The organism is Flavitalea antarctica (genome assembly GCF_054461535.1).
The window spans coordinates 90,480-112,553 of record NZ_JBTLQG010000015.1; the positions used below are offsets into that span (position 1 = coordinate 90,480).

A 22,074-nucleotide genomic window follows, 5' to 3' on the forward strand; every position below is an offset into this window, starting at 1 on the left:
TTTGTGTTAGTCCGGGAAGTAGTGTTGAATTGTCTGGTGGTATTTAGGTCGGTAACAATTTATTTAATGAACCCTGAGACTGAAGGATGTGATATCAAGTAACGCGTCCGCATGCAACATGCGTCGCAACTTTGTCCTTCAGTTTTTCTTTGCGGCCATTGAAAGCTGGGTGTTAATCTTTGGACTTTCCGGCTTTATCACGAGGTCTTCGCTGAGATTTTCGAGACCATTGATCACTATCCTGTCGCCGGCCTTTACACCGTCTTTCACAATATAATCCGTTCCGCTTTTGCCCGTGATCTGTAATGGCTGTTTGCTTACTTTATTGCTGTCGCCGACGGCATAAACAAATATCTTATCCTGCACTTCAACTGTGGCTGACTGCGGTACCAGTATAGCATCTGGATGTTGTTGCTGTAATCGTATTTTGCCGGTATTACCAGATCGCAATAAGTTGTTGGGATTTGGAAATATTGCCCGCAATGTGATTGCACCGGTTGTTTTATCGAATCTTCCGTCTACCATATCAATTTTTCCGGTAACAGGGTAAACCGAATTGTCTGGCAGGATCAGTGAAACAGCAGGAAGATGTTTAAGTTTATCACTGATGCTCGCCCCTTCGTGTTGTGACTTGAAGTTGATAAAATCTGTTTCACCCAACGAGAAGTAGGCATAAACTTCATGCACATCTGAAAGATTGGTCAGCGCTTCGGGATCAGCGGGGGAAACCAGTGATCCCTGTTTTTTCGGAAGCCGGCCAATATAGCCGCTGACAGGTGCTGTTACATTGGTATACCCTAGCTTTATTTTGGCTGAAGCAACCAGGGCTTTCGCCTGTTCAACATTAGCTGCAGCGCCACTGTGAGCCGACTTTGCAACCTTCAGTTGATAATCCGAGATGATCTTATTTTCTACCAGCGGTGTTAGTTTTTCTATTTCTATTGCTGCATTATTCAGCTGTGCTTCTGCTGACTTAAGGTTCGCAACCGCATTGTTTAGTTGTTCGCGGTATGGCTGATCGTTGATCTTAAACAGCAACTGACCAGCTTTCACAAATGCACCCTCATCAACAAGTACCTTGTCGAGAAATCCATCGACCTGTGGCCTGATTTCAACATCAACTTTTCCTTGTATGGCTGCGGTATAGTCGTGCCCCGTAGTGGCCGGTGACGAACTTATTGTGATTACTTCTGCAACTGGTGGTTGAGCAGGTGGTTGTGGATTATCGTTTGAACATGCTGCTGCAAGCACAAGGATAAGACTTAAAATGATTGGAGTTCTCATAACTACATTAAACGATTTAACACTGTTAAGAATAAAGTTTAAAAAAAACGGTTTTTTCAACCGGCTTGCATCGTTATTGGGGGACGAACTTATTGAACTGATCCTTAGGCCGTGATGGCTTTGGTTATTCCCCGGATCGCGTCCTGGAGAATCCTTCGGTTCAGCTTGTCTGAAGTTCCGCGGTTTGTAAGATTAATAGAAATAAGGCCGTGAACGATGGACCAGTAGGTGTAATACCACCGGCAGATTTCTGATTCCTCATCTTCATTATCCTTTGTCAACTGACTGATCAGGCCGTTAACAAGGTTAGTGGGACCGGCAATCTCCGGACCTTTTTGCTGTGTACAGCAGTTCATCGAAACGCCAAACATGAGTTGATAGAATTCCTTTTCAGCAAAGGCGAAGTTCCAGTAAGCCATCCAGGCAGCTTCAATTTTATCTGCTGGTGTTTCGGCTTTATCACTTGCCTCCTGCATCTGTTTCGTCAGCAGAATAAAGCCCTTTTTACTTAAAGCCTCCAGTATAGCTTCCTTATTGGCAAAATATTCATAGATGATCGGCGCGGTATATTCAATCTCCTCTGCGATTTTGCGCATGCTTAACGCCTGCCATCCTTCTTTCTTGACAATATGAAAAGCTGCATCCAGGATATTAAGCCTGGTCTCTTCCTTCAACCTCAGAATTCTGTCCTTACTTGCCATTTGTTTTACGGCTGTAAATAATCTAACACCGTTAGGTAAAGGTACAGCCAGATCACAAACGTTTCCAAATTTATTTTCTGATTCGTTAACTCTTTTTGCATTCTGCTAACAAATGCCAAAACGAATAAAAGATATTCCGCTTTGCTAATTTCTTGACTTAGAACGAAATGTATGTGGAATACCGGGTCTCCAAAATCAAAATATCATGAATTCAGGAAATGGGATAAGGATATTTTTAAAGCCTCAGGCAAGTAGACAGGAATAGTTAAGCCTCGCTCCGAATTGCGTCCACGGGATTTGCCAGCGCTGCTCTCACAGACTGCATACTGATCGCGAGGATCGCCATCATGCTGGCGGATGCTGCTGCAAATAATATTATTCCTCCCCCGATGTCGATACGATAAGCGAAATTTTCGAGCCATTTGTTCATGATGATCCACGCAATAGGAACTGCAATGATAATAGCAAGGACGACAAGTTTCAGAAAACGTGATGAAATCAAAGCCACTACCTGCATGGCTGTTGCTCCAAGCACCTTTCTTATACCAATCTCTTTCTGTCTTTGATGTGCAGATATATGTGCCAGGCCAAAGAGGCCAAGACAACAAATGATCATTGATAAGATTGCAGCTACCGTGATGATCTTCTGCCAGCGTTTCTCGTTTTGGTAGTTTTCCAAATTCATTTCATCAAGAAACTTATAGGAATAAACTGCCCCGGGAACCGCTTTTCGGTATATCTTCTCGAACGCCACAAGACCTTGTTTTAAGTTGGTCTTTTCGAGCTTTGCGTAGATACCTCCACCGTACCAGTTGTTCATAAACATTACCTGTGGTTTGATAGGTTCACGTAACGATCTCAGGTGATAATCCTTAACTACCCCTATTATTGTTTTTGGTTCTTTATCAAAATACTCATCAGTTTTTATCTGTGTGCCCAACGGGTTTTCAAGTTTTGCTGCTCTCACAAAAGCTTCATTTACTATTACAGATTTCAGGCTGTCTGCCGGGTATGTCCGTGGGTCGAGATTACGTCCGATCAACAGCGGTATATTCATAACCCCTAAATAGTTTTCATCGATCACGAGGTAATCCGCATCCAGTTTTTGTGCCCCCACTTTAACCTCATATACATTGCCATCGCCAAAAAAAGCAATCTTTTGAATGGAAGGTTCTGAAGCAGCTTCAATTTTTATTGCTCTTATGGCAGGAGGCAGGGGCCGGTTACCGCTTATATAGCTGAACACAACCTGGTAGGGATCATAACCAAGGTCCTTGGACCTGATGAAACGCATCTGGTGATAATATACCAATGTGGCAATCATCAGGAACACTGCCAGTGAAACCTGCAGCACGACCAGGCTGCGGCCGAATATGTTTTTCCCGGTAACTACCAACTTGTTGTAAAGTACCTGGGTGGGAGTATATCTTGATAACGTATAAGCCGGATAAAAGCCGGTAAATAAGATAATAAATACAAACACTACCAATAACGAACCCAGGAGCCTGAATTCAAAAATGCCTTCAAAACCAATTTGTTTGTTGGTAAGAAGATTGAAAAAAGGTAGACAGAATTTTAAGCCGGCCATGGCTATAATAAATGAAATTAAACATAGCACTGAAGACTCTGCAAGAAACTGTGTTATGATTTGCAGCCTGCTGCCACCGGTGATCTTCCGGATCCCAACTTCCTTTGCCCGTTTTAATGAATTTGCTATGGTGATGTTTACAAAATTGATACAGCTCATGGCAAGTATAAAACCCGCGATGCCGAGGAACAGGTACGAATACAAAGGGTTACTGGTATTCGATATTCCGCTTTCTGAGCTTTGATTTGGATGTTTTAACGGTTGCAGGTGCATATCACGCAAGGGCTGCAGGCCATAATGGATTTTTGGGTCATGATTATAGGTTTTGATACTTTCTGTAAGTTGCTGATGACCATGAATTTTATAAACATCATTGAACTTCCTGATCACCTGCTTATGGTCTGCATTCGGATTCAACAGCACATAAGTTCCCAGGTATGCATTGAGCCAGTTATCATCAGTGAATGATAGTTGAAGGAACTTCATTGGTAGAAGCAGATCAAAATTGATTGACGAGTTAGAAGGAATATCTTTTATGACTGCGGTAATTTGCATAGGTTTTCCTAACTTCTGCGCAGAAGGGTCGGAATCCAGTGAAAGCGTTTTCCCAATAACGTCTATAGAGTTGAAAAATTTCCTGGCAACAGTTTCAGTGATAACTACCGACGATATATCGGTAAGCGCAGTGTTGGCATTCCCGCGTAAAACCGGGAAAGAAAAGATGCGGAAAAAGTTATCATCGGCAAAAACTGTGCTGAAGCGCAATGCCTTATCATTTGCAATCACATCTGCAGATATCTCGCCTCCTAAAATCCTTACGTATTCCTGTAATTCGGGTACCGCATTCTTAAATGCCGGTCCCTGGACCTGGCCCGTGCCGCCTGTGGTTCTTACTTCACCGGTTTTAACATCGGTTGATGTAGTGGTCACCCGGTAGATATGCGGGTTATTGGAATGAAAATCATCAAAACTTCGTTCGTCAAACCAAAACATCATCGCGAACAATACACAAACAATACTTGCACCCAGTCCAAAAACATTGATGGCTGAATACAACCTGTTATTCCAGAGATGCCGGCGCGTAAGTCTGAGGTAGCTCATGAGCATGATAATTTCAGGGACGTAGAAGATAAAGTAGCTCATCTCTAATATCGTGAAAACATTTGAATCTGCCGTTTTAACATTTGCTCCGCAATCAACCGTTTATTCCAGGCTTTTGAATCTGCCGCTTAACGTTTTTTAACAAAACAACTTTTCCATTTCGGGACATCTCAATCTGCCGCTGTAACACTCGTCAGCAATAGACTTTTCCCTTTGGGGGTTTTCAAGCGCAATATTTTTTACAGCCGGTGCTTCGTTTTTGACAGTTAATTCATCAGGGGCATTGTTATGTTGGTTAATGCATTCAATTTACAACATGATCATTCAGGCGTTTTCGGTTGTGCATACAAGATAGTCACCTGCATACTTTGCAACCGTGAACAATGATGGCGTTGTCCATGAGTACAATCGCATAAATCCGCGATAAGCGCCTAAACCTTGTAAAGCGCAATATTTCGCAAAAACAAAATGTAGAACTATGAAGCAGATAGTGATGATAATAACTGCAATGATGATTTTTCTTGGAACATCCTGTACCAAAGAAAAAGTGATCTCTGATGATGGGGGCCGTAAGCCGCCTGATCCGGAATGGCAATTTTTTACCACTACCAATTCGAAACTTCCCGACAACCAGGTGAACACCCTTGCGATCGGAGATAATAATGTTAAGTGGGTTGGGACTTCCAAAGGATTGGTCCGGATCATTGATGATGTATGGACCGTTTTTACGAGTGAGAACTCAGTGCTGCCCTCGTCTTTTATCCAGGCCCTCGCGGTTGAGCCAGGCGGCACAGTATGGGTGGGCACTGATAAAGGACTGGCCCGATATGCTGGTTCAACATGGCAGGTTTACAGGACAGATAACAGCATGCTTCCTGAAAATGCAATCATGAGCCTTACACACGATTCAAAATTTGGAAGAACCTGGGTCGGAACTTCTAAAGGGTTGATAAGAATTGATAATGCCAATAACTGGAAATTGTATGATGAAACAAGTGATGACCTCCTGTTGTCGATGGCAACCGATCAACAGGGCAATCTTTGGATAGGTGCTTTCAATCATTTCCAGTTCCAGGGCAGGATAAGAAAACTGGAACAGGACAACTGGACCGTTTACAAACTTAACGATGCAGGTTACACTTCAACATTCCCATATTCCATAGCCGTTGACAAAAACAATGTTGTTGTTGCCTTGCTTACCGGAACTGCTGTTTCAGCGGTTGTCCGATTGAATGGTAGCGCGTTAGAAGAAATTCCCGGACCGGATGATGCCAAAGGGCTGAAAACTTTGCTGCTTGAGGATGAGAAGGTTTGGGTGGGAGGTAAGGATCTTTCCATATTCGGAAATTCAACAGCACCTGTCATCAAAATTCCTGGCGGGGATAACCTGGTTCTTGCGCTTGCCCGCGATAGGGCCGGAAAAAAATGGATAGGCACCCTTGCCGGCGGCCTGGCTGTGTACAGTAACAAATAAAGGAGGGGAAGATGTTTAATCTTCCCGGCTTCCGTCATTTGCCATGCGGACAATGCGAGGAACAAATTTCGCAACCACGTCCACCAGGTCAGTTTGTGCTGCCATTACCTTATGTATATCCTTATAAGCCATTGGTGCCTCGTCAAGGCCGGCACCGATCAGTGTTACCTCATGTTCTTCCAGAATTTTGTTTAACTCCGTTCGTGAGATATTCTGCATAGCCTTTGTCCGGCTCATTTGTCTCCCGGCTCCGTGTGAAGCCGAATTAATAGATTTTTCTTCTCCCCGACCCCTGACCAGGAAACCAGGAGCGGTCATACTTCCGGGGATGATGCCCATCACTCCGGCTCCCGCAGGTGTTGCTCCTTTCCGGTGAACCAACACTTCTTCCCCATTCCAGGTTTCTTTCCAGGCAAAATTGTGATGGTTCTCAATTTTTGTGATGAGGGCCCCTCCGATCGCCTTTGCAATCCGGCTATGAATAACATCGTGACAGGCAGAGGCATAGTCGCCAGCCAGGTTCATGGCCAGCCAGTATTCATTGCCGGCCTCGCTTTTTAAATCAAGGTATGCCAGGTTGGCCGCTTCTTTTGGCAAAGGGCACAGTTGCCTGGCCAGCTTTGTATAGTGACCCGCTATGGTTGCGCCCATGCCACGGGAACCGGAATGTGATAACAGTGCGAGATACTTTCCGCTTCCGATATTTAGTTTTTCGTCACGCGTTGAGAATTCAATCATTCCCCATTCAACAAAATGATTTCCGCCCCCTGATGTACCCAACTGGCTATGTGCCTTATCCTGTAATTGCCGGATAAAATGATTAAGCCTGAAAACCGGGTTGTCCAGTACTTCATGATCGGCCCTGTTTTTCCCGGTGTAGGCCGCGCCTGCACCAAACTTTGTGTGGGCAACAAGTTCCCGCCTGAACTTTGACTCGTTTGATAAAAAATGACTTTCGGGAATGTCGAATATGGACAGAGCCATCCGGCAACCGATGTCAACGCCAACGCCATACGGAATTATTGAATTTTTTGTTGCAAGCACTCCACCTATGGGTAGTCCATAACCCTGGTGAGCGTCTGGCATGAGGGCGCCACCGACAGTTACCGGCAGTCGCATGGCAATCGCCATTTGATCCCTGGCACCTTCCTCGATAAACTCGCCGCCATACATTTTGTATCCTGGCGGGTTTTGATTTAAGGCTATACCAGCGCTTATCGGGATGTTCTTTTCTTCCACCAGTGCAACTGCCAGGGGCTTCAGCGCATCGTCTTCCAGGAAAAGCTCGGGATAGGCGATCGCTTTCTTCAGCAATGCCAGTACCTTTGGTTTATCCAGACCGGCCAAACTTGTTTCTATCAACCCGATCGCAATACCAAGAATTTTACCTTCCCGGTAGCCAATCTGGATAAGATCTTTACCTGTAATCGTTTTTTTCATGGCAATGTAATAAGTATAATGCCCGGGCATTACACTCCATCACCGTAATATGCAAATTCTATGCTCCCGTTGATTTTCTACTTGAAAAATCCGGGATTTAAACTGCCATGTGCTCCCGCAAGAAAGTTACCGGTATGCGCATGCTTTTGTAACTCATTCAAAGTTGCTTTCGCGGCCTCCGTGCGCGGATAAGATTGCGGACCGGCGATGAGTTCCGGTTCGGTATCCTGCATATCGAGCGAGGCAAGAATCACGTTGGCTGTTGTTGCATTTGACGCGACCATAATATCCTGTTCGGTAGCAAGTGCTATCAGGTCAGTGATTCCCGTCTGGAAATTATTTCCCCTGTCCGTTGACCCCATACATATCAGGAAATCAATTTCCTTATTTTCGATCATTGTCGCCAGCTGCCGGTAGCCTCCAAAGGTACCATGGGGCAAAGAAGTCACCGGAACGGTGAGTGTACCCGTCAATATCAGCGCTATATCATCATTGGCAACAATATTATGCTGTCGCAACAGGGCCTTGTTGAAATAGGACCATTCAATCAATTTATTTCTGTTTTCGTCATCAACTACGATGGCGACTGTTTTAGGTATTCTGTTAAGTTGTTGTTTCATTATTATTCTTTTAGGGTTACGTGTAATCGCAAAAACCTGCTCAATGGCAGGCAAGTATCGTTATGACATAAGTTTGGATGGATGTTTTGCAACACCAGATCTGAGGGATGTTTTTTCAACATCGGCAAAAAGAAGATCAGCGAAAATCAGGCGGTTCCTTATAGGACCCTTACCTGTTTGCCTGCACCCAGAGCCTGGGCTACAACACCAAGGTCTCCATTGGTTGATCCGGCGATTATCACCAATTCGATGTTTGAGTCATTTATTATCGAGCTGCTATCGTTCACCATCTCGGCGTCCGGATAATGATCTTTTACTAAATTATTAGTTGCCTTCTTGCTGGGAAGAATCTTTGTTACCTGGTAGCCATTCGAAATTGTTACGTCTTGTGCCAGTGATGGAATGCTTGAATTTCCGCATTCGATCAATCCAACATATTTCATCGTCGTTTCCATATTCACGTGTTTTAATGTGTATAAACACCACAAAGGTATCCAAAATTGTTTAATCGTTTAAACAAATCTTCTTAATTTTACCCACACGAACATTCCAGAGCGGTATTTTTAGTCAAACCGAACTTGCCAGGTAGGGCAACCTGTTCGTTTTAACAGTGTTACACAACTTGCCAATGAAAAAAAAGACTTCGTTAAAAGATATAGCTTCAGCTGTCGGGGTGTCCACCGCCCTTGTTTCTTATGTACTTAACAACAAAAAAGAGGGTAGGATCCGCAAGGAAGTGGCAGAAAAAATCCGGGCGATGGCCGTTAAACTAAGTTACAGGCCCAACCAGATCGCTAAAAGTCTGAAGACAAACAGAACAAATACTATAGGGTTGATAGTCGCCGATATTTCTAACCCGTTTTCTTCCGGGCTCGCCCGCATTATCGAAGATGAGGCGGACAGGCAGGGATATACCGTGATTTTCGGAAGCTCAGATGAAAAGGCTGAACGTTGCGAAAAACTGATTGAGACGCTGGTTAACCGACAGGTTGATGGCCTTATCATAGCCCCGCCGGCGGACTCTGCCGGACAGATCATCCAACTCAAAAAACAACAGGTTCCATTTGTGTTGGTGGATCGTTATTTTCCCGAGATCGAAGCGAACCAGGTGACCCTGGATAATTACCAGGCGACTTTTGATGCGATCCAACACATGGTAAAAAATGGTCGCACCCGGATCGGTATGTTGACTTACAGGACGTCGATGGTGCATCTGAACGACAGGATCAGAGGTTATTGGACGGCACTAAAATCCGCACAGATAAAACCGATGAAAAGTTGGTTACAACAAGTGGATATTAAGAATGATCCAAAGGAAATAAGAGGGGCAATTGATGACATGTTATCGGGCGGTGTTGCGATTGATTCCATCCTGCTGGCCTCTAACCGGATTGCCGCCATTGCATTAAAATATATTGACGAACTCGGCATCAAAGTGCCCGGGCAATTAGCCCTGGTGGGTTTTGATGAGACTGAGATCTTCGATTTCTTTCATGTACCCATCACCTATGTCAGTCAACCACTCGCACAAATCGGCCAGGCTGCAACCCGTATCCTCCTGAATAATATTGATGCAGGCAAAAAAACCGAGCAGGTTCGGCTTTCGGCTAAACTGGTGATCAGGGAAAGTTCGGGCAGCTGGTGAAAAGAAAAATATATCCAGGCCACGGGAGATGATCGATTGGAGGAAAAACCAACCCGGAAAGAACGTAACCCCGAAAGAAGCGCAGGGAGAAACGCCCCCGGCAAAAAAGCAAGCCGCATTTTGATAAGCTTAATGAAAAGCAGGAGACCAAAAAAAATGCGTGCGAAATAAAAGCATGTAAAAAAGAAAAGCAGGCAAAAAGATTAGGGCCGGTGCTGATGATTGAAGCCAGAAAAAAGATTAAATTCAGTAACAACTGCGCACTTTGTCATTTCTAAATCAAATTATCGGGGAAATAGAGATCCATTCTGTAGAGGGGATACAAACCTGTTTCAGCAATGGAGTGAGCCCGAATGATCTGTACAATAACAAGCCTCTTATCTACGAGCTGATCAATGAATACAGTCGCGGTCCCTCATTCAGCAAATGTATACAGGTGTTTATCGATCACGGGCTCAGGTTTGATGACCAGGTATTGCTGGCGGTACTGGCTAATAATCCGGGTGAGTTAAAGCGATACCTGGAAAAGGACCCTGGTATCATTAACAGGCGGTACGACCTCGATTGTGCATTCACCCCTTTATACCAGTCAACGCTTCTGCATATCTGCGCCGAATACAATCATGTGGCATGCGCTGAACTGTTGCTGGATGCCGGCGCTGATCCCAATGTGAGGGCAGGGGAGGATGAAAATGGCTTTGGTGGTCATACTCCTGTTTTCCACACTGTGAATCAGAACGGTAATAAATGCATTGACATGATGCGGCTTTTAATAGCTCATCGTGCCGATCTGTCGATCACGGTGAAAGGCCTGATCTGGGGTAAGGGATATCAGTGGGAAACCTTTATTCCGGCGGTGAATCCAATCAGTTATGCTATGATGGGTTTGCTTCGCCAGTTCCAAAGAAGCGAAGAGAACATTTATGCGGTTGTCGGCGAACTTATGAAAGAAGCTTACGGGACAGCGTACACACCTTCCAACGTACCGAACGCTTACCTCAAAAGTTGAAAAGAATGGTCCCCCGATGTGATGATCATTTCGCTTTTCGCGGGGTTTTTAATTCGGCAGTTGCCTGGCTTTCCTGTACACGAAACTTAACAATGCGGGTAATTAAGGCCGCGGGAAGAGGTTCATCCAGGGGGAACTGAACGGCACCCTTCGAGCTTTTATATTTTGACAGTTCTTTTTTAAAAGATTCAATACCCGAAGGGGCAGGGTAGAACCCTATGTGATTTTTATAACCTGCAAAATGAACAAGATTGCCATGAAGCGTGAAAGTAGGTATGGCGTATTTCATAGCTTCCCCTGCTTCCGGAGCAGCCTTCCGTATTATTTCTCTCATTTGCTTGAGAAGCTTCTGAACATCTTGCGGAAACCCCGCGATGTACTCATCGATTGATTCAACCTGGGTTTTTCCCATTGAACTGGCCATCGTATTAAATTTAGGTCTTTGAAACTTACATAATTAAAAAGCAACATATCGGAAGAGAACTCCAAAATGTATTGAGGGTACGATAAACGTCCTTTTTCTGCGGCCTGTACGTACCCTTGTTCAGAATTTCCAGGATAGCATTTTTAATTTCATCAGGGTCAGCCGTTTTTGCCAGGGAACCGTGCGCACCAGCGCGGATCATATCCTCCGGACTTTCCCTCAACGGATCCATGAACATGACCAGGATCTTTATACCAGGGTAATATTGCTGCAGCCATTCCACGCTTTCCAAACCGTTCATACCATCCAGGCTCGCTGAAATCAATACGATGTCGGGCAAATTCTTTGATTTCAGAAAGTCGATCATCTCAAAGGTATTGGAAGCTTCAAACCTGACCTCAAACCCAGCCCGGGTGAGGACCATGCTTATCCCCTTCCTGAAGAAGCTTGTTTTGTCAACAACGGCAACACCTCCGGGGAAGTGACCAGTACTCGTACTCCTGGGTATGTACACAAATCTTGTCAGCACTTTCACCAGCGCAGCAAAAAGCAAAATGACGATCAGGGGATATAATACTTCATATGGCATGTCCAGGCTTTGAATGATTCGCATTGCTGCGTAAGGATGGAAGAATAGATCAGGGATGAACTTCTATTAAGTTAATCAATATTTTTATAAATTTCCCGCTCCTTCAAAAACCTCTTTTTTCCTACAGGAATGACCAGACCTGAACTCAAAATTTGTTAGTTTGTTCATTAATCATTTCGGGACTAAACGCTTTTAATGCCAGGTCATGGGTTGGGATCCTTCAACATATAACAAGTTTAAAACTGAGCGCATGCAGCCTTTTTATGACTGCATGCAATTGATTGAGCCCCGGTCCTCCATGACAATTATTGACCTGGGTTGCGGCACCGGTGAATTGACTGTTAAACTGGCTGAACATTTCAGCGGTGCCGAAACGATAGTGGGAATTGACTCTTCACGGGAAATGCTCCAGGAATCAACCCGGTTTGAACATAGTAAATTATCGTTCCGGCAGACCAGTATCGAGGACCAATTAGAAACGGAAACGTGTTGGGATCTTAAATTTTCCAATGCAGCAATACAGTGGATAGGGGAACATCACAAACTGATACCCTCGATCATCTCCCGCTTGAAACCAGGGGGACAGCTGGCGATTCAACTACCTTCGCAGCATCACAATGTGACCAACACGCTACTCAGGGAACTTGCCGCGACCACACCGTATAGAGACGAACTAAAAGACTGGACCGGGGGTTCCCCGGTACTTGATAGTAGTGAATATGCAGAGATCCTGTTCCGGCAGGGTGGTCAGCAGATCCAGGTATTTGAAAAGATTTACCCGGTTATCGTGGAGGATACCGATGCCTTGTTTGACTGGGTTTCAGGCACAGCGTTAATTCCTTACCTGGAAAGATTACGCGATGATATCACCCCCGCTTTTATCGCTGAATACAAAGGCAAGTTAAGACAGCAATTCAGGCAAGGGCCTGTATTTTACCCGTTTAAGCGGATCATCATGTACGCCAGCTTTTAACTTCAATTCCTCTTTTAACTTCAAGTCTTATTTTAACTTCAAGTGTACATTATACCATTCCAGGCCATTATATCATTCCAAAGCCAGGCTAGGCAGTCCTCGCCAACCTGGTGGTCATTCCCCTGGCAATTTCTTCCAGGATACCAGGCATCTCTTTTTGCCAATTCCGCACTTCCGCGCTCAGCCGGGCCCGGCGTGAATTTGCCCGCTGTTCAATACATGACGCAACAAGATGTTGAAGCGTCGATGCTTCCTGGGTATGGTCCAGTCGTGTTGCCAGCCCCAGCCTTTGAAAAGCAGAGAGATTCCACTCCTGCTCGCAATGATTGGTGCTGACCAGGATCGGAGCGTTATAATAAAGCGCCTGGTACAGTGTGCCATTTCCGCCATGACAAATCAGCAGATCAATGTTTGGAAAGATCTCATGCATCCCGGCAAAAGACAAATGCTGAATATGGCTGGCTTCAAGCCTGCGGGCGGTATCGCCCACCGCAATCACGTTGTACCTGTTGTAAAAGGGGTCGATAAGAAATGCAACATTTTCCCAACTGCCCGAGCTGCCCATAGATACAAGAATTGTCTTTTTTGTTGGATCACAAGTAAGGCCGGTATTATGTGTGGTATTGCCCGCGTCATAGTAAACAGGGCCAATCACATAGTAACTGGATGGTAAAGCGTGTTGCGGAAACAGGATGGGTAGATCACAGACCAGCGTCAGATCTCCCTCCAGTTCCTCCAGGTAAGAAGTGGTCCCTGTTAATTTATATGTTTGCCTGAGCTCACGGAATGGCAAATGCAGTTTTTGAAAGGCAAGCCCTTCCCCAATCCTGGTCAGCTTTGCCCCGATCGAACCTGGCAGGAGTCGGATAAATTTATGTGCGGGATGTGTTTTTGATATGTCTCTTGTACCGGCGTAGTATCTGCTCATGTAGCCGTTGAGTAGCGAAACAAACTTAACGCCGGTGGCGGCGGCTGCCATTTTAAGTGTTGGCGAAAAATCGCCCAATACCAGCGCAGGTTCCAAACGCTCAATTACGTTTACCTGGTTATTAAAAAGCCGCCGGAGTTCTTCTTTTTCAAGCCATGAGAAATCAAACCGCCTGACCCCTTCTATGGCTTTCAAGGGGTCGAGATAACTGCAGGTAAAGGTGTCAAAATTTTCCTGGCGGATAAAATCGCGATAGTCCGGATTATCAAGGAATTTTATGGTGAAATACTTTTTCAGCCCTCTTGATAACATAAGGCATCTCAGGTAATGCGACATCAATCCAAAGGGAAAAACAAGCAGGAGAGGTTTTTCAGACTTTGCCAGGGCTTTTGCAATTAACATGAATCAGTTTTTCAATTGTCCGAAAAACCAATCATCAATAAATATTCCCTGAAGTACATAAACCCGGGATGACTCTAAACTCCACATCTCCCTGGATGTCGCCGGGGCAACGGCATAATTTTTTATGGTAATATAAAAAATGCTATCATGAAAAAAGAAGAATCACAAACGGAGACCCGCAGAACTGACAATGCACAAGGTGATCGCGAGAGGAATATTAACAGCGCAAATCCGGACCGCGGAAATGATACGGAAGATCTAAGCACGATTATAAAAGAGGATACCAGCAGGAATTCAACCGGCGCCACAATTAACACCCAAAGACTGGCCCAGGACGACAGCTATACCATCATCAGCCAGACCACAGAAGGGAAAAGGAATGAAGAGTTATTAAACGAAGCTTATGTTGGCGAAGCCGATAAAAGTAAACAAACTGCACCTTCGGAGGTAGTCACCATGGGTGAAAACTCGATCGAGGACCAGGATGATCTGGGTATCGTGATGGGGACTGAGGCAGATGTGACAGAGGAAGATTTGCTGGTCTTGGGCGAAAAGGACCAGGACATGGACGGTGGTGATGATGAGATGTTTTCCAAAGCCGGGCTTGACGATACAGATTTTGACGGTGAACCCCTGAACGAGGCCGCTACGGACATGTCCTCTACCGGTGAAGACCTTGATCTACCAGAAGAAACACCAAACAATCCTAAGGAAGATGCGATGGGCCAGGGTGATGAAGAGAACGACTACTATAGCCTTGGCAGTGATAATAATGACGAGGTCGTGGAAGGCACTCCATAAAGGATTTTATTATAACGTGTCATACTCCAGTAGAAGCTTTTTCTTATGTGAAAGCTTCTATTTTTTTGTATGGTCCTATTCGACTAAGTTGTGTATGTCCAGTTCCAAAACATCACTTCTGTGTAAGCTTTTGTAACAGTGATCTTAATGTTTGATAATCCTTATCACCGAGTTTTTCCTGCCACAGCTTTTCAAATTCCCTGTTAATTTGCTGCCCGGCGTCTTTCATTTTTTTTCCTTTGCTGGTCAGTACAAACAATGTGGCCCTCCTGTCGGTGGGATCGGGCTTACGTTTAATATACCCCGCTTCTTCCATCTGCGCAGAAAGTGCACTCATACTTTGTTTCGTGATCTTCGCCATGGCGGCAAGTTCGGTGATACGACTTCCTGTGTCTTTGATATTGTATAGTACCCACCCGTGTGAAGGGGATATGTCCCGGTAACCTCGTTCATTCAGCTGAAGTTCCATATTATAACGCAATTCATCCCACAGTATCCGCAGATAAACGCCGGTATTTACATATTCATCCATAAATATTCCGTTTCATTAAAATTTTGTTTTGTAAATATAGTAAGTTAAACTTACTTTGTAGTCAGTTTAACTTACTAAATTAACAACAATGAAACAGATTCCTTTTATGAGTAACCCCAGTCCAGGAAACACCAGGGCAATACCCGGGGCCGTTTTCAATTTTCTTGCAACCGGCGGGCAAACCGGTAATGCTTTTTCCTTAATAAAAATAGAAGTGCTGAAGGGTGCTGAGCCACCTGAGCACACGCATGCAAATGAGGACGAAGCCTATTTTATTATGGAAGGTGAGATGAGGTTCTGGATCGGTGGTAAGGTGTTTGATGCAAAGGCAGGCGATTTTATCTTTTTACCCAAGGGCATATCTCACCGGTTCCAGGTGCAGACCGAACGTGTGATCGAGCTGATGTGGATCGCGCCCGCGGGACTGGATCAATGGTTCTGGGATAATAGCCAGCCTGCACCGGATGGCCTGGCAATGCCATTACTACAGGGCCCGCCACCGCCGGAGATGGTTGATCATTTTGTGGCCTCGTTGCGCAAGTATGGAGTGGAGATGTAATTACACCTGTAATTACTCTGTCCTTAAATTTTTTACAGGATTGGCTAAAGCTGCTTTTATTGTTTGAAAAGAGATAGTAAGGAATGCCACCAGGATAGCCAGCACCGCCGCTACCAGGTAGATCCACCATCTCACTTCAACCCGGTAAGCGAAATTCTGCAGCCATTGCGTTACAGCATACCATCCAACAGGTAAAGCTATCACGAAAGAAATCAGTACCAGCTTAAGAAAGTCTTTAGACAGGAGGCCAACCACGCCGGCAACTGAGGCACCCAGTACTTTACGAATGCCAATTTCCTTGACCCTTTGTTGAGCAGCAAACGTTGCCAGGCCAAGTAATCCGAGGCACGCTATCACGATACCCAGCACAACAAGGCTTATAAATACCTTTTGAAAACGGGTCTCTGACTGGTAGAGCTTTGAGAAAGTGTCATCCAGGAAGCTGTATTGCATCGGCCTTTCTGGTGAGAAAGTTTTCCATCTCTGCTGGATGGCGGCCAGTGTACCCGAGATGTTGTTGCCAGACAGTTTAACGATTATTGTTCCATTGGCTTTTGGGTTCACGAGGAAACCAAAAGGCTTTATGGTATTCCTTAGAGAAGTAAAGTGAAAATCTTTCGTTACGCCAACTATGTTCAGATAGTAACTGGTGTCTGCATCGCGTGACCATAGTATTTGTTTGCCAATCACCGGTGATGGGATTGACAACTCCTTAACAGCTGCTTCATTTAATATAATGCTGCCGAAGGTTTGCTCCAGCGGTCCTCCGGGAATGCCGTTAGTGACGCTGTCTGCGAGGAAATCAGTAGAGAATTTCCGGCCCTCTTTCATTTTGATATCCATAACGTCAAGGAAATTGTATCCCACATAAATGAAATTCAATTGTTGTTCGGTTGACGATCCCTTCACACTTACCCTGCCGGTGTTGAACTGGTTCGGCAACATACCGTTTGATGCAGAGACCTGCTTCACACCGGGGATCCTGCCGATCTCGTTGCGAAGGGCATTCCTGGTGGAGGCAGGAAGAGCGCCGGCATTAGTGACAGTAACGATCTGCTCTTTATCAAAACCAAGGTTAGCCGACATAAGATGATTCATCTGCTGTGAGATAACCAGTGCCCCGATAATCAGGATTATGGATATGCTGAACTGAACTACCACCAGTACGCGACGCAGATACAGGGCTCCTCTTTCATTTAGTTTAAATCCCTTAAGGACAGCTGCCGGCTTGAAAGATGAAAGATAAATAGCCGGGAAAAAGCCTGCCAGTAAGCCAAGAAGGAGCGTCCCGATCAATATATAGAAGATCAGCATCGGGTTTCCGGAAAAATCAAGTATTGTACCGGTCAGTTTATTAACGGTTGGCAACAGTAGCCAGGCGAAGATCACAGCGAGTAAAGAGGCCATCAGGCAGGTTAATATTGACTCAACAAGAAATTGATTTATCAACGTAGTTTTTACTGCACCAATCACTTTTCTTACACCAACCTCTTTTGCTCTTGCTGATGCTTTTGCGGTCGCCAGGTTGATATAATTGATCGCGGCAATGATAACAATGAAGATCCCGATCAACATAAAAATATTTACATACTGCTTGCTTCCGTTTTGTTCAAGCTCCCATTTAAGGTTTGATTGAAGGTGGATTTCACTGACCGGTTGGATAAAGAACTCACTGATCTTCTCCTCGACACTTTTATCATAAAGCGCCTGGATTTTCCGAGTAAACGTAGTGCGGTTTACTCGGGGCTTTGTTTTCACATATGTATAATCATTATAACCGGTCCAGTTATTGTCTATGTCAACATTGCCTGGTTGACGGCGAAAGGAAACGAGCAAATCAAAATGAAAATGCGCATTTGGCGGTACATCCTTTATAACCCCGGTTACCAGCACATCTCCGAACGCATCTACATTCAGGGTTTTTCCGATGGCATTTTCCTTACCAAAATATCTTTTAGCAGCTGTTTCCGTCAGTACAATTGAATTGATATCCCTGAATGCATCGCGTGCGTTGCCAACAATGAAGGGAAACGTGAACACATCAAAAAAACTACTGTCGACGCCATATATTTTCTCTTCACTTATTCTTTTGTCCTTGTATTTTACAAAATAACTTCTTCCCCAGTTTGGTCTTATCCTGGTGATCGATTTCACCTCCGGAAGTTCCCTGTTCATAGCCGGGGCCAATGCAGCGGGCGTAGTGGCATCAGGGATCCTGCTTCCGTCATCATTCACAAAGTCTTTCGCAATACGATACACGTCATCACCATCTTTGTGAAACCTGTCGTAGCTAAGTTCGTTTTGGACGAAAAGAAAGATGAGTAAGCTGCAGGTTATCCCAATGGCCAGGCCTAAAATATTTATCAGCGAAAATCCCTGGTTGCGGCGAAAGCTTCTGAAAGCAATTTTGATATGGTTTTTGATCATTGCAGTGGTTTTAGCGCATTGATAAGACGAGGGTCAGTAGTTCTGACCACCATTTGTAAGAAGCGCAGCCCTAATCACGTACAATGATGCCAGACACACTATTTTTTGACTATCAGGAATTTGGGTATTGCCATTTGTACGAACGTGTTCGGATACGGACACCTGATTGTCCGCTTCTGACTTAATTACCTCTGCTTCAAAGCGATTTGCAGGTTTTGTTAACCCTATGGTAATACTGGCTCTATATTGTCTTAACATAGCGCTGATACTTTTGCTGCTTTAAGCCACAAAATAACTGTATGTCAAAAACACTCTTCCTCGCGATGTTGTTTGCTATTGGACTATTCGCAGCAAAATCGTCATCGGCTCAAACCACGCAGGCCTCCATCTCCGGTAAAGCATCAGACAATGAAAACAAATCACAGGCGGGCGCTACCGTTACTGTGAAAAATGAATCAACCGGTTTCAATACCAGTACCATCACAAATGCACAGGGTGAATTTACGTTTAAGGAATTACCGTTAGGGGGTCCTTATACAGTAACGGTATCCTATTCGGGTTTTGGAACACAGAAACGCAGTGGATATCGCCTGAACCAGGGCGATGCGGTGAGAGTAGAGGTCATTATGCAGGTTGAAGCAAGTGACCTTGCCGTGGTTGAGGTAGTCGGTTCGGGTCTGAAGAATAAAATAGAGAATATCGGTGCCGCAACTGCGATATCTGCAAGAACAATGACACAGCTTCCGGTGAATGGCCGGAACTTCGCTACATTAATGGATCTTTCGCCATTAACAAGGGGCGGGACCATTGCCGGTCAACTTGGTTCATCAACCAATTATACGATTGATGGGATGAACGCAAAAAATCCAACTTCTGCAGGTGCCACCACAAGCAGGAGCGGTGCGCCATATTCGATATCTATAGAAGCCGTCCGCGAGTTCAAGGTGGTGACGAATCAATATGATGTCACCTATGGCCGGGCCGGGGGCGGAACAGTGAGTGCTGTAACAAAGGCGGGCACGAACACACTGAGCGGCAGTGTATTTGGGTATGGAAGAGCAAACGAGCTCGCCAGCAACTATGATATTCGTGGTAATAAGCGTGACAATAATTATTCTACTTACCAGTATGGCTTTTCCCTCGGAGGTCCGATCATAAAAGATAAGCTCCATTTCTTTATTGCATGGGATCACCAGCTGGATAATCGCTCACTGGTCATCGCCGACGTCCGCTCTCCCGCAGATGAGAACAGGTTTAATGTTACCAAAGCAACCCTTGATAACTTCGTCGGAATAGCAAGGAGCAAATATGGAGTTTCAGATCATCCACAATACGGATCCTTTGACAAACAACGTGGATCGGATGCCGCATTTTTGCGACTTGACTGGCAGATCAATTCCAGGAACCTCTTAACTATACGGAACAATTTTACAAACGATAAAAACAAACTGGGTCTCACGGACAATACTTCCATTAATCTATATGAATCAACCGGTGATGATTATAACCGGGACAATAGTTTGCTGGCAACGTTGAGGACATCGATAAATCCAAAGCTTACCAACGAACTTAAAGTTCAACATCTGTATACTTACCAGTCAAGTGAACCGGGTGATGAGTTACCGGATGCAAATATTCCAAGAGCAATTGTAGAGAATGTTCCTTCTGTTATTGACGGCGTAACCCGGACAACAAATATCCAGCTTGGTGGTCATCGCTTTGCCCAGGAGAATTTTGACAATCACGTTGTACAGATCGTCGACAACCTTTACTACAACACGGATAAAATTAAATATACATTCGGCGTTGATGCCATGTATACCCGTTCTCATTCAAAATACGGAAGTGAAGTGAATGGGCGTTTTCATTACAATGGTATGACTGCTTTTCAGAATAACCAGCCATACAGGTACTACCGTGAAGTGCCACTGCTCGAGGATCCAAGTGTTGTAGGAAAGATTTTTAATTTCGGGCTTTATGGTCAGCTGCAGACAAATCTTTCACCCGGACTCAATCTGACAGCAGGGTTAAGGGTTGACTACGCGCACTATCCTTCATCACCGCTTAACCAGGTGGTGCTTGATGAGCTTAACCTGAGGACAGATAATAAGTTGAAATCTTTTGTGATTCAACCGCGTTTCCAGTTTACATGGGATGTTAATCAACAGCGCACTGACTTTATACGATTCGGTGCAGGTGTGTTTGCTTCTGATATCAACAACTACGTTCTTATTAATAACCTGGTGTTTGACGGTAAACATTCTGCCACAGTAGATACCAGGTCCCCAAATATTCCACCAGTAGATTTTGTAGCTTATCGAAATGATCCTTCGGTTACCCCGACCCTTCCGGCTTATCAGCTTCCGACAATTAATACCAATGGGACCGATGCCAGGGTTCCCGTAACATATAAGGCGAACGTATCATACACACATTACTTCACATCAAAATTAAAGGTCAGTCTCTCGGGTTACGCCAGCCTTGGTAGAAACAATTACATGTATGTTGACAGGAACATGGTCGAGACTCCATTTTTCACACTGGCTGAAGAGGGCAACCGCGGTGTATATGTGCCACTCAACACTATGCCCGCAAACGGAGCGGGAGACTGGCTCCAGGGTCGGATCAGCAACAAACTTGGCCGGGTTCTGGAGTTAAACAGCCAGGGTAAAGTAAACCAGTTTGCCATTGTGATTGATGGAACCTACCAGTACTGGAAGGATGGTGAGATTTCTGCAAGTTATACATGGAACGATACAAAGGATAATACATCGTTTAACGGTAATGTGGCAAATACTGCTACCCTGGTTTTGCCGGTGAGAGACGATCCAAGGGATCTCAGTAAGATCAGCTATTCTGACAACCAGTTCCGTCACAAGGTGGTGATTTACGGTACCCTCCCAACTTTCCTCGGAATTACAGTTGGGTTACGCTACTCAGGAATCGGGGGAACCAGGTATAGCCTGTGGTCAGGGGCAAACAGCAATGCTGACTTTGTTTCAGTAAACAATGACCTGGCCTTTGTTTTCGATCGTACCAAATCCAACGTTCCCCAGAATGTGCGGGATGGCCTGGAAGCGATCATCAACAACCCAAATGCGAGTAAGAGTATCAAAGAGTATATCAATAAGTACTCGGGGCAGATTGCAGAACGTAATGGTGGCATTAATGAATTTTACGGGCTGATAGATCTTAGGATTGCAAAAAAATTCTTCCTGAACAAAACGCATAATATCGAGATATCGGGCGATATCTTCAACGTCGCAAATATGTTGAATAAAAAATGGGGAGCTAACAAATCACTGGGGAACCAGTCGTTGTATGGCACGGGAATCCCTGCAGCGAACGGGCAACCAGCAAAACCCAATTTCGACATAGCTAATGCGAGGTACAACTACCGTGTGAATACGGCTGGTATTGCGAACCCGTCAGGCGACCCGTTCCAGGTGCAGCTTGGCCTGCGATATAACTTTTAACCGACCGGAACAACAAACATACAAATGGGTCTTCCTGAAAGGGAGGACCCTTTTGCTGTGTAATAACGGGCCGGATAGTAGACGAAAAATCGCTTTTCGTC

18 protein-coding genes are annotated in these 22,074 nt (G+C 44.9%); 7 read left to right on the forward strand and 11 right to left on the reverse strand.

What is annotated here, in order from left to right:
• Window positions 1-138 precede the first annotated feature (138 nt).
• The 3 genes from ACX0G7_RS15060 to ACX0G7_RS15070 form a co-directional block, all read right to left on the reverse strand.
• A complete protein-coding gene (locus ACX0G7_RS15060; protein WP_458924322.1) occupies window positions 139-1,284 on the reverse strand; it encodes an efflux RND transporter periplasmic adaptor subunit in 1,146 nt (381 codons plus the stop codon).
• 104 nt (window positions 1,285-1,388) lie between these two features.
• The gene (locus ACX0G7_RS15065) at window positions 1,389-1,985 is read right to left on the reverse strand and encodes a TetR/AcrR family transcriptional regulator (protein ID WP_458924323.1); all 597 of its coding nucleotides are present in this window, start codon (window positions 1,983-1,985) and stop codon (window positions 1,389-1,391) included.
• A 265-nt stretch (window positions 1,986-2,250) separates the two neighbouring features.
• A complete protein-coding gene (locus ACX0G7_RS15070) occupies window positions 2,251-4,674 on the reverse strand; it encodes an ABC transporter permease (protein WP_458924324.1) in 2,424 nt (807 codons plus the stop codon).
• A 478-nt stretch (window positions 4,675-5,152) separates the two neighbouring features.
• On the opposite strand from ACX0G7_RS15070, the gene ACX0G7_RS15075 reads away from it, so the two are divergent.
• The gene (locus ACX0G7_RS15075) at window positions 5,153-6,148 is read left to right on the forward strand and encodes a ligand-binding sensor domain-containing protein (protein WP_458924325.1); all 996 of its coding nucleotides are present in this window, start codon (window positions 5,153-5,155) and stop codon (window positions 6,146-6,148) included.
• Window positions 6,149-6,163: 15 nt separating this feature from the next.
• Here ACX0G7_RS15075 and ACX0G7_RS15080 read toward each other — a convergent pair whose 3' ends face one another.
• The 3 genes from ACX0G7_RS15080 to ACX0G7_RS15090 form a co-directional block, all read right to left on the reverse strand.
• A complete protein-coding gene (locus tag ACX0G7_RS15080; protein WP_458924326.1) occupies window positions 6,164-7,588 on the reverse strand; it encodes an RtcB family protein in 1,425 nt (474 codons plus the stop codon).
• A 77-nt stretch (window positions 7,589-7,665) separates the two neighbouring features.
• Window positions 7,666-8,208, reverse strand: coding sequence for a hypothetical protein (locus ACX0G7_RS15085; RefSeq protein WP_458924327.1), 543 nt, complete (start codon window positions 8,206-8,208; stop codon window positions 7,666-7,668).
• A 158-nt stretch (window positions 8,209-8,366) separates the two neighbouring features.
• Window positions 8,367-8,663 carry a hypothetical protein gene (locus ACX0G7_RS15090; protein ID WP_458924328.1) on the reverse strand — a complete coding sequence of 99 codons (297 nt, stop codon included), beginning with the start codon at window positions 8,661-8,663 and terminating at the stop codon, window positions 8,367-8,369.
• 173 nt (window positions 8,664-8,836) lie between these two features.
• On the opposite strand from ACX0G7_RS15090, the gene ACX0G7_RS15095 reads away from it, so the two are divergent.
• Together ACX0G7_RS15095 and ACX0G7_RS15100 are read left to right on the forward strand one after the other, a co-directional pair.
• Window positions 8,837-9,853: a LacI family DNA-binding transcriptional regulator gene (locus ACX0G7_RS15095; protein ID WP_458924329.1), complete on the forward strand. Its 1,017-nt coding sequence runs from the start codon at window positions 8,837-8,839 to the stop codon at window positions 9,851-9,853.
• Window positions 9,854-10,118: 265 nt separating this feature from the next.
• The gene (locus tag ACX0G7_RS15100; protein ID WP_458924330.1) at window positions 10,119-10,862 is read left to right on the forward strand and encodes an ankyrin repeat domain-containing protein; all 744 of its coding nucleotides are present in this window, start codon (window positions 10,119-10,121) and stop codon (window positions 10,860-10,862) included.
• 25 nt (window positions 10,863-10,887) lie between these two features.
• Here ACX0G7_RS15100 and ACX0G7_RS15105 read toward each other — a convergent pair whose 3' ends face one another.
• Both ACX0G7_RS15105 and ACX0G7_RS15110 read right to left on the reverse strand, forming a co-directional pair.
• A complete protein-coding gene (locus tag ACX0G7_RS15105) occupies window positions 10,888-11,286 on the reverse strand; it encodes an iron chaperone (RefSeq protein ID WP_458924331.1) in 399 nt (132 codons plus the stop codon).
• A 25-nt stretch (window positions 11,287-11,311) separates the two neighbouring features.
• Window positions 11,312-11,899, reverse strand: a complete 588-nt coding sequence (locus ACX0G7_RS15110; protein WP_458924332.1) for a response regulator — start codon at window positions 11,897-11,899, stop codon at window positions 11,312-11,314.
• Between the two features lie 226 nt (window positions 11,900-12,125).
• On the opposite strand from ACX0G7_RS15110, the gene ACX0G7_RS15115 reads away from it, so the two are divergent.
• Window positions 12,126-12,848, forward strand: coding sequence for a methyltransferase domain-containing protein (locus ACX0G7_RS15115; RefSeq protein ID WP_458924333.1), 723 nt, complete (start codon window positions 12,126-12,128; stop codon window positions 12,846-12,848).
• 88 nt (window positions 12,849-12,936) lie between these two features.
• On the opposite strand, the gene ACX0G7_RS15120 is transcribed toward ACX0G7_RS15115, so the two are convergent.
• Entirely contained in the window at window positions 12,937-14,178 is a 1,242-nt protein-coding gene (locus ACX0G7_RS15120) for a glycosyltransferase (RefSeq protein ID WP_458924334.1), read from the reverse strand.
• 147 nt (window positions 14,179-14,325) lie between these two features.
• Here ACX0G7_RS15120 and ACX0G7_RS15125 point away from each other — a divergent pair, with 147 nt between their 5' ends.
• On the forward strand, window positions 14,326-14,979 hold the full coding sequence (locus ACX0G7_RS15125) for a hypothetical protein (RefSeq protein ID WP_458924335.1): 654 nt from the start codon (window positions 14,326-14,328) through the stop codon (window positions 14,977-14,979).
• Window positions 14,980-15,091: 112 nt separating this feature from the next.
• Here the strand turns inward: ACX0G7_RS15125 and ACX0G7_RS15130 are convergent, their stop codons facing one another.
• Window positions 15,092-15,511, reverse strand: a complete 420-nt coding sequence (locus ACX0G7_RS15130) for a MarR family winged helix-turn-helix transcriptional regulator (protein WP_458924336.1) — start codon at window positions 15,509-15,511, stop codon at window positions 15,092-15,094.
• Between the two features lie 88 nt (window positions 15,512-15,599).
• Between ACX0G7_RS15130 and ACX0G7_RS15135 the strand changes: the two genes are divergently transcribed.
• Window positions 15,600-16,070 carry a cupin domain-containing protein gene (locus ACX0G7_RS15135; protein WP_458924337.1) on the forward strand — a complete coding sequence of 157 codons (471 nt, stop codon included), beginning with the start codon at window positions 15,600-15,602 and terminating at the stop codon, window positions 16,068-16,070.
• 12 nt (window positions 16,071-16,082) lie between these two features.
• Here the strand turns inward: ACX0G7_RS15135 and ACX0G7_RS15140 are convergent, their stop codons facing one another.
• On the reverse strand, window positions 16,083-18,497 hold the full coding sequence (locus tag ACX0G7_RS15140) for an ABC transporter permease (protein ID WP_458924338.1): 2,415 nt from the start codon (window positions 18,495-18,497) through the stop codon (window positions 16,083-16,085).
• 299 nt (window positions 18,498-18,796) lie between these two features.
• Here ACX0G7_RS15140 and ACX0G7_RS15145 point away from each other — a divergent pair, with 299 nt between their 5' ends.
• A complete protein-coding gene (locus tag ACX0G7_RS15145) occupies window positions 18,797-21,973 on the forward strand; it encodes a TonB-dependent receptor (RefSeq protein ID WP_458924339.1) in 3,177 nt (1,058 codons plus the stop codon).
• The last annotated feature ends 101 nt before the right edge of the window (window positions 21,974-22,074 follow it).

Bases quoted from the DNA above. Each gene is read 5' to 3' on its own strand.
- ACX0G7_RS15135 (WP_458924337.1), top strand. From the start codon at position 15,600: ATGAAACAGATTCCTTTTATGAGTAACCCCAGTCCAGGAAACACCAGG.
- ACX0G7_RS15140 (WP_458924338.1), bottom strand. From the start codon at position 18,497: ATGATCAAAAACCATATCAAAATTGCTTTCAGAAGCTTTCGCCGCAAC.
- ACX0G7_RS15080 (WP_458924326.1), bottom strand. From the start codon at position 7,588: ATGAAAAAAACGATTACAGGTAAAGATCTTATCCAGATTGGCTACCGG.
- ACX0G7_RS15090 (WP_458924328.1), bottom strand. From the start codon at position 8,663: ATGGAAACGACGATGAAATATGTTGGATTGATCGAATGCGGAAATTCA.
- ACX0G7_RS15075 (WP_458924325.1), top strand. From the start codon at position 5,153: ATGAAGCAGATAGTGATGATAATAACTGCAATGATGATTTTTCTTGGA.
- ACX0G7_RS15105 (WP_458924331.1), bottom strand. From the start codon at position 11,286: ATGGCCAGTTCAATGGGAAAAACCCAGGTTGAATCAATCGATGAGTAC.
- ACX0G7_RS15115 (WP_458924333.1), top strand. From the start codon at position 12,126: ATGCAGCCTTTTTATGACTGCATGCAATTGATTGAGCCCCGGTCCTCC.
- ACX0G7_RS15130 (WP_458924336.1), bottom strand. From the start codon at position 15,511: ATGGATGAATATGTAAATACCGGCGTTTATCTGCGGATACTGTGGGAT.
- ACX0G7_RS15085 (WP_458924327.1), bottom strand. From the start codon at position 8,208: ATGAAACAACAACTTAACAGAATACCTAAAACAGTCGCCATCGTAGTT.
- ACX0G7_RS15120 (WP_458924334.1), bottom strand. From the start codon at position 14,178: ATGTTAATTGCAAAAGCCCTGGCAAAGTCTGAAAAACCTCTCCTGCTT.
- ACX0G7_RS15065 (WP_458924323.1), bottom strand. From the start codon at position 1,985: ATGGCAAGTAAGGACAGAATTCTGAGGTTGAAGGAAGAGACCAGGCTT.
- ACX0G7_RS15095 (WP_458924329.1), top strand. From the start codon at position 8,837: ATGAAAAAAAAGACTTCGTTAAAAGATATAGCTTCAGCTGTCGGGGTG.
- ACX0G7_RS15110 (WP_458924332.1), bottom strand. From the start codon at position 11,899: ATGCGAATCATTCAAAGCCTGGACATGCCATATGAAGTATTATATCCC.
- ACX0G7_RS15060 (WP_458924322.1), bottom strand. From the start codon at position 1,284: ATGAGAACTCCAATCATTTTAAGTCTTATCCTTGTGCTTGCAGCAGCA.
- ACX0G7_RS15070 (WP_458924324.1), bottom strand. From the start codon at position 4,674: ATGAGCTACCTCAGACTTACGCGCCGGCATCTCTGGAATAACAGGTTG.
- ACX0G7_RS15125 (WP_458924335.1), top strand. From the start codon at position 14,326: ATGAAAAAAGAAGAATCACAAACGGAGACCCGCAGAACTGACAATGCA.
- ACX0G7_RS15145 (WP_458924339.1), top strand. From the start codon at position 18,797: ATGTCAAAAACACTCTTCCTCGCGATGTTGTTTGCTATTGGACTATTC.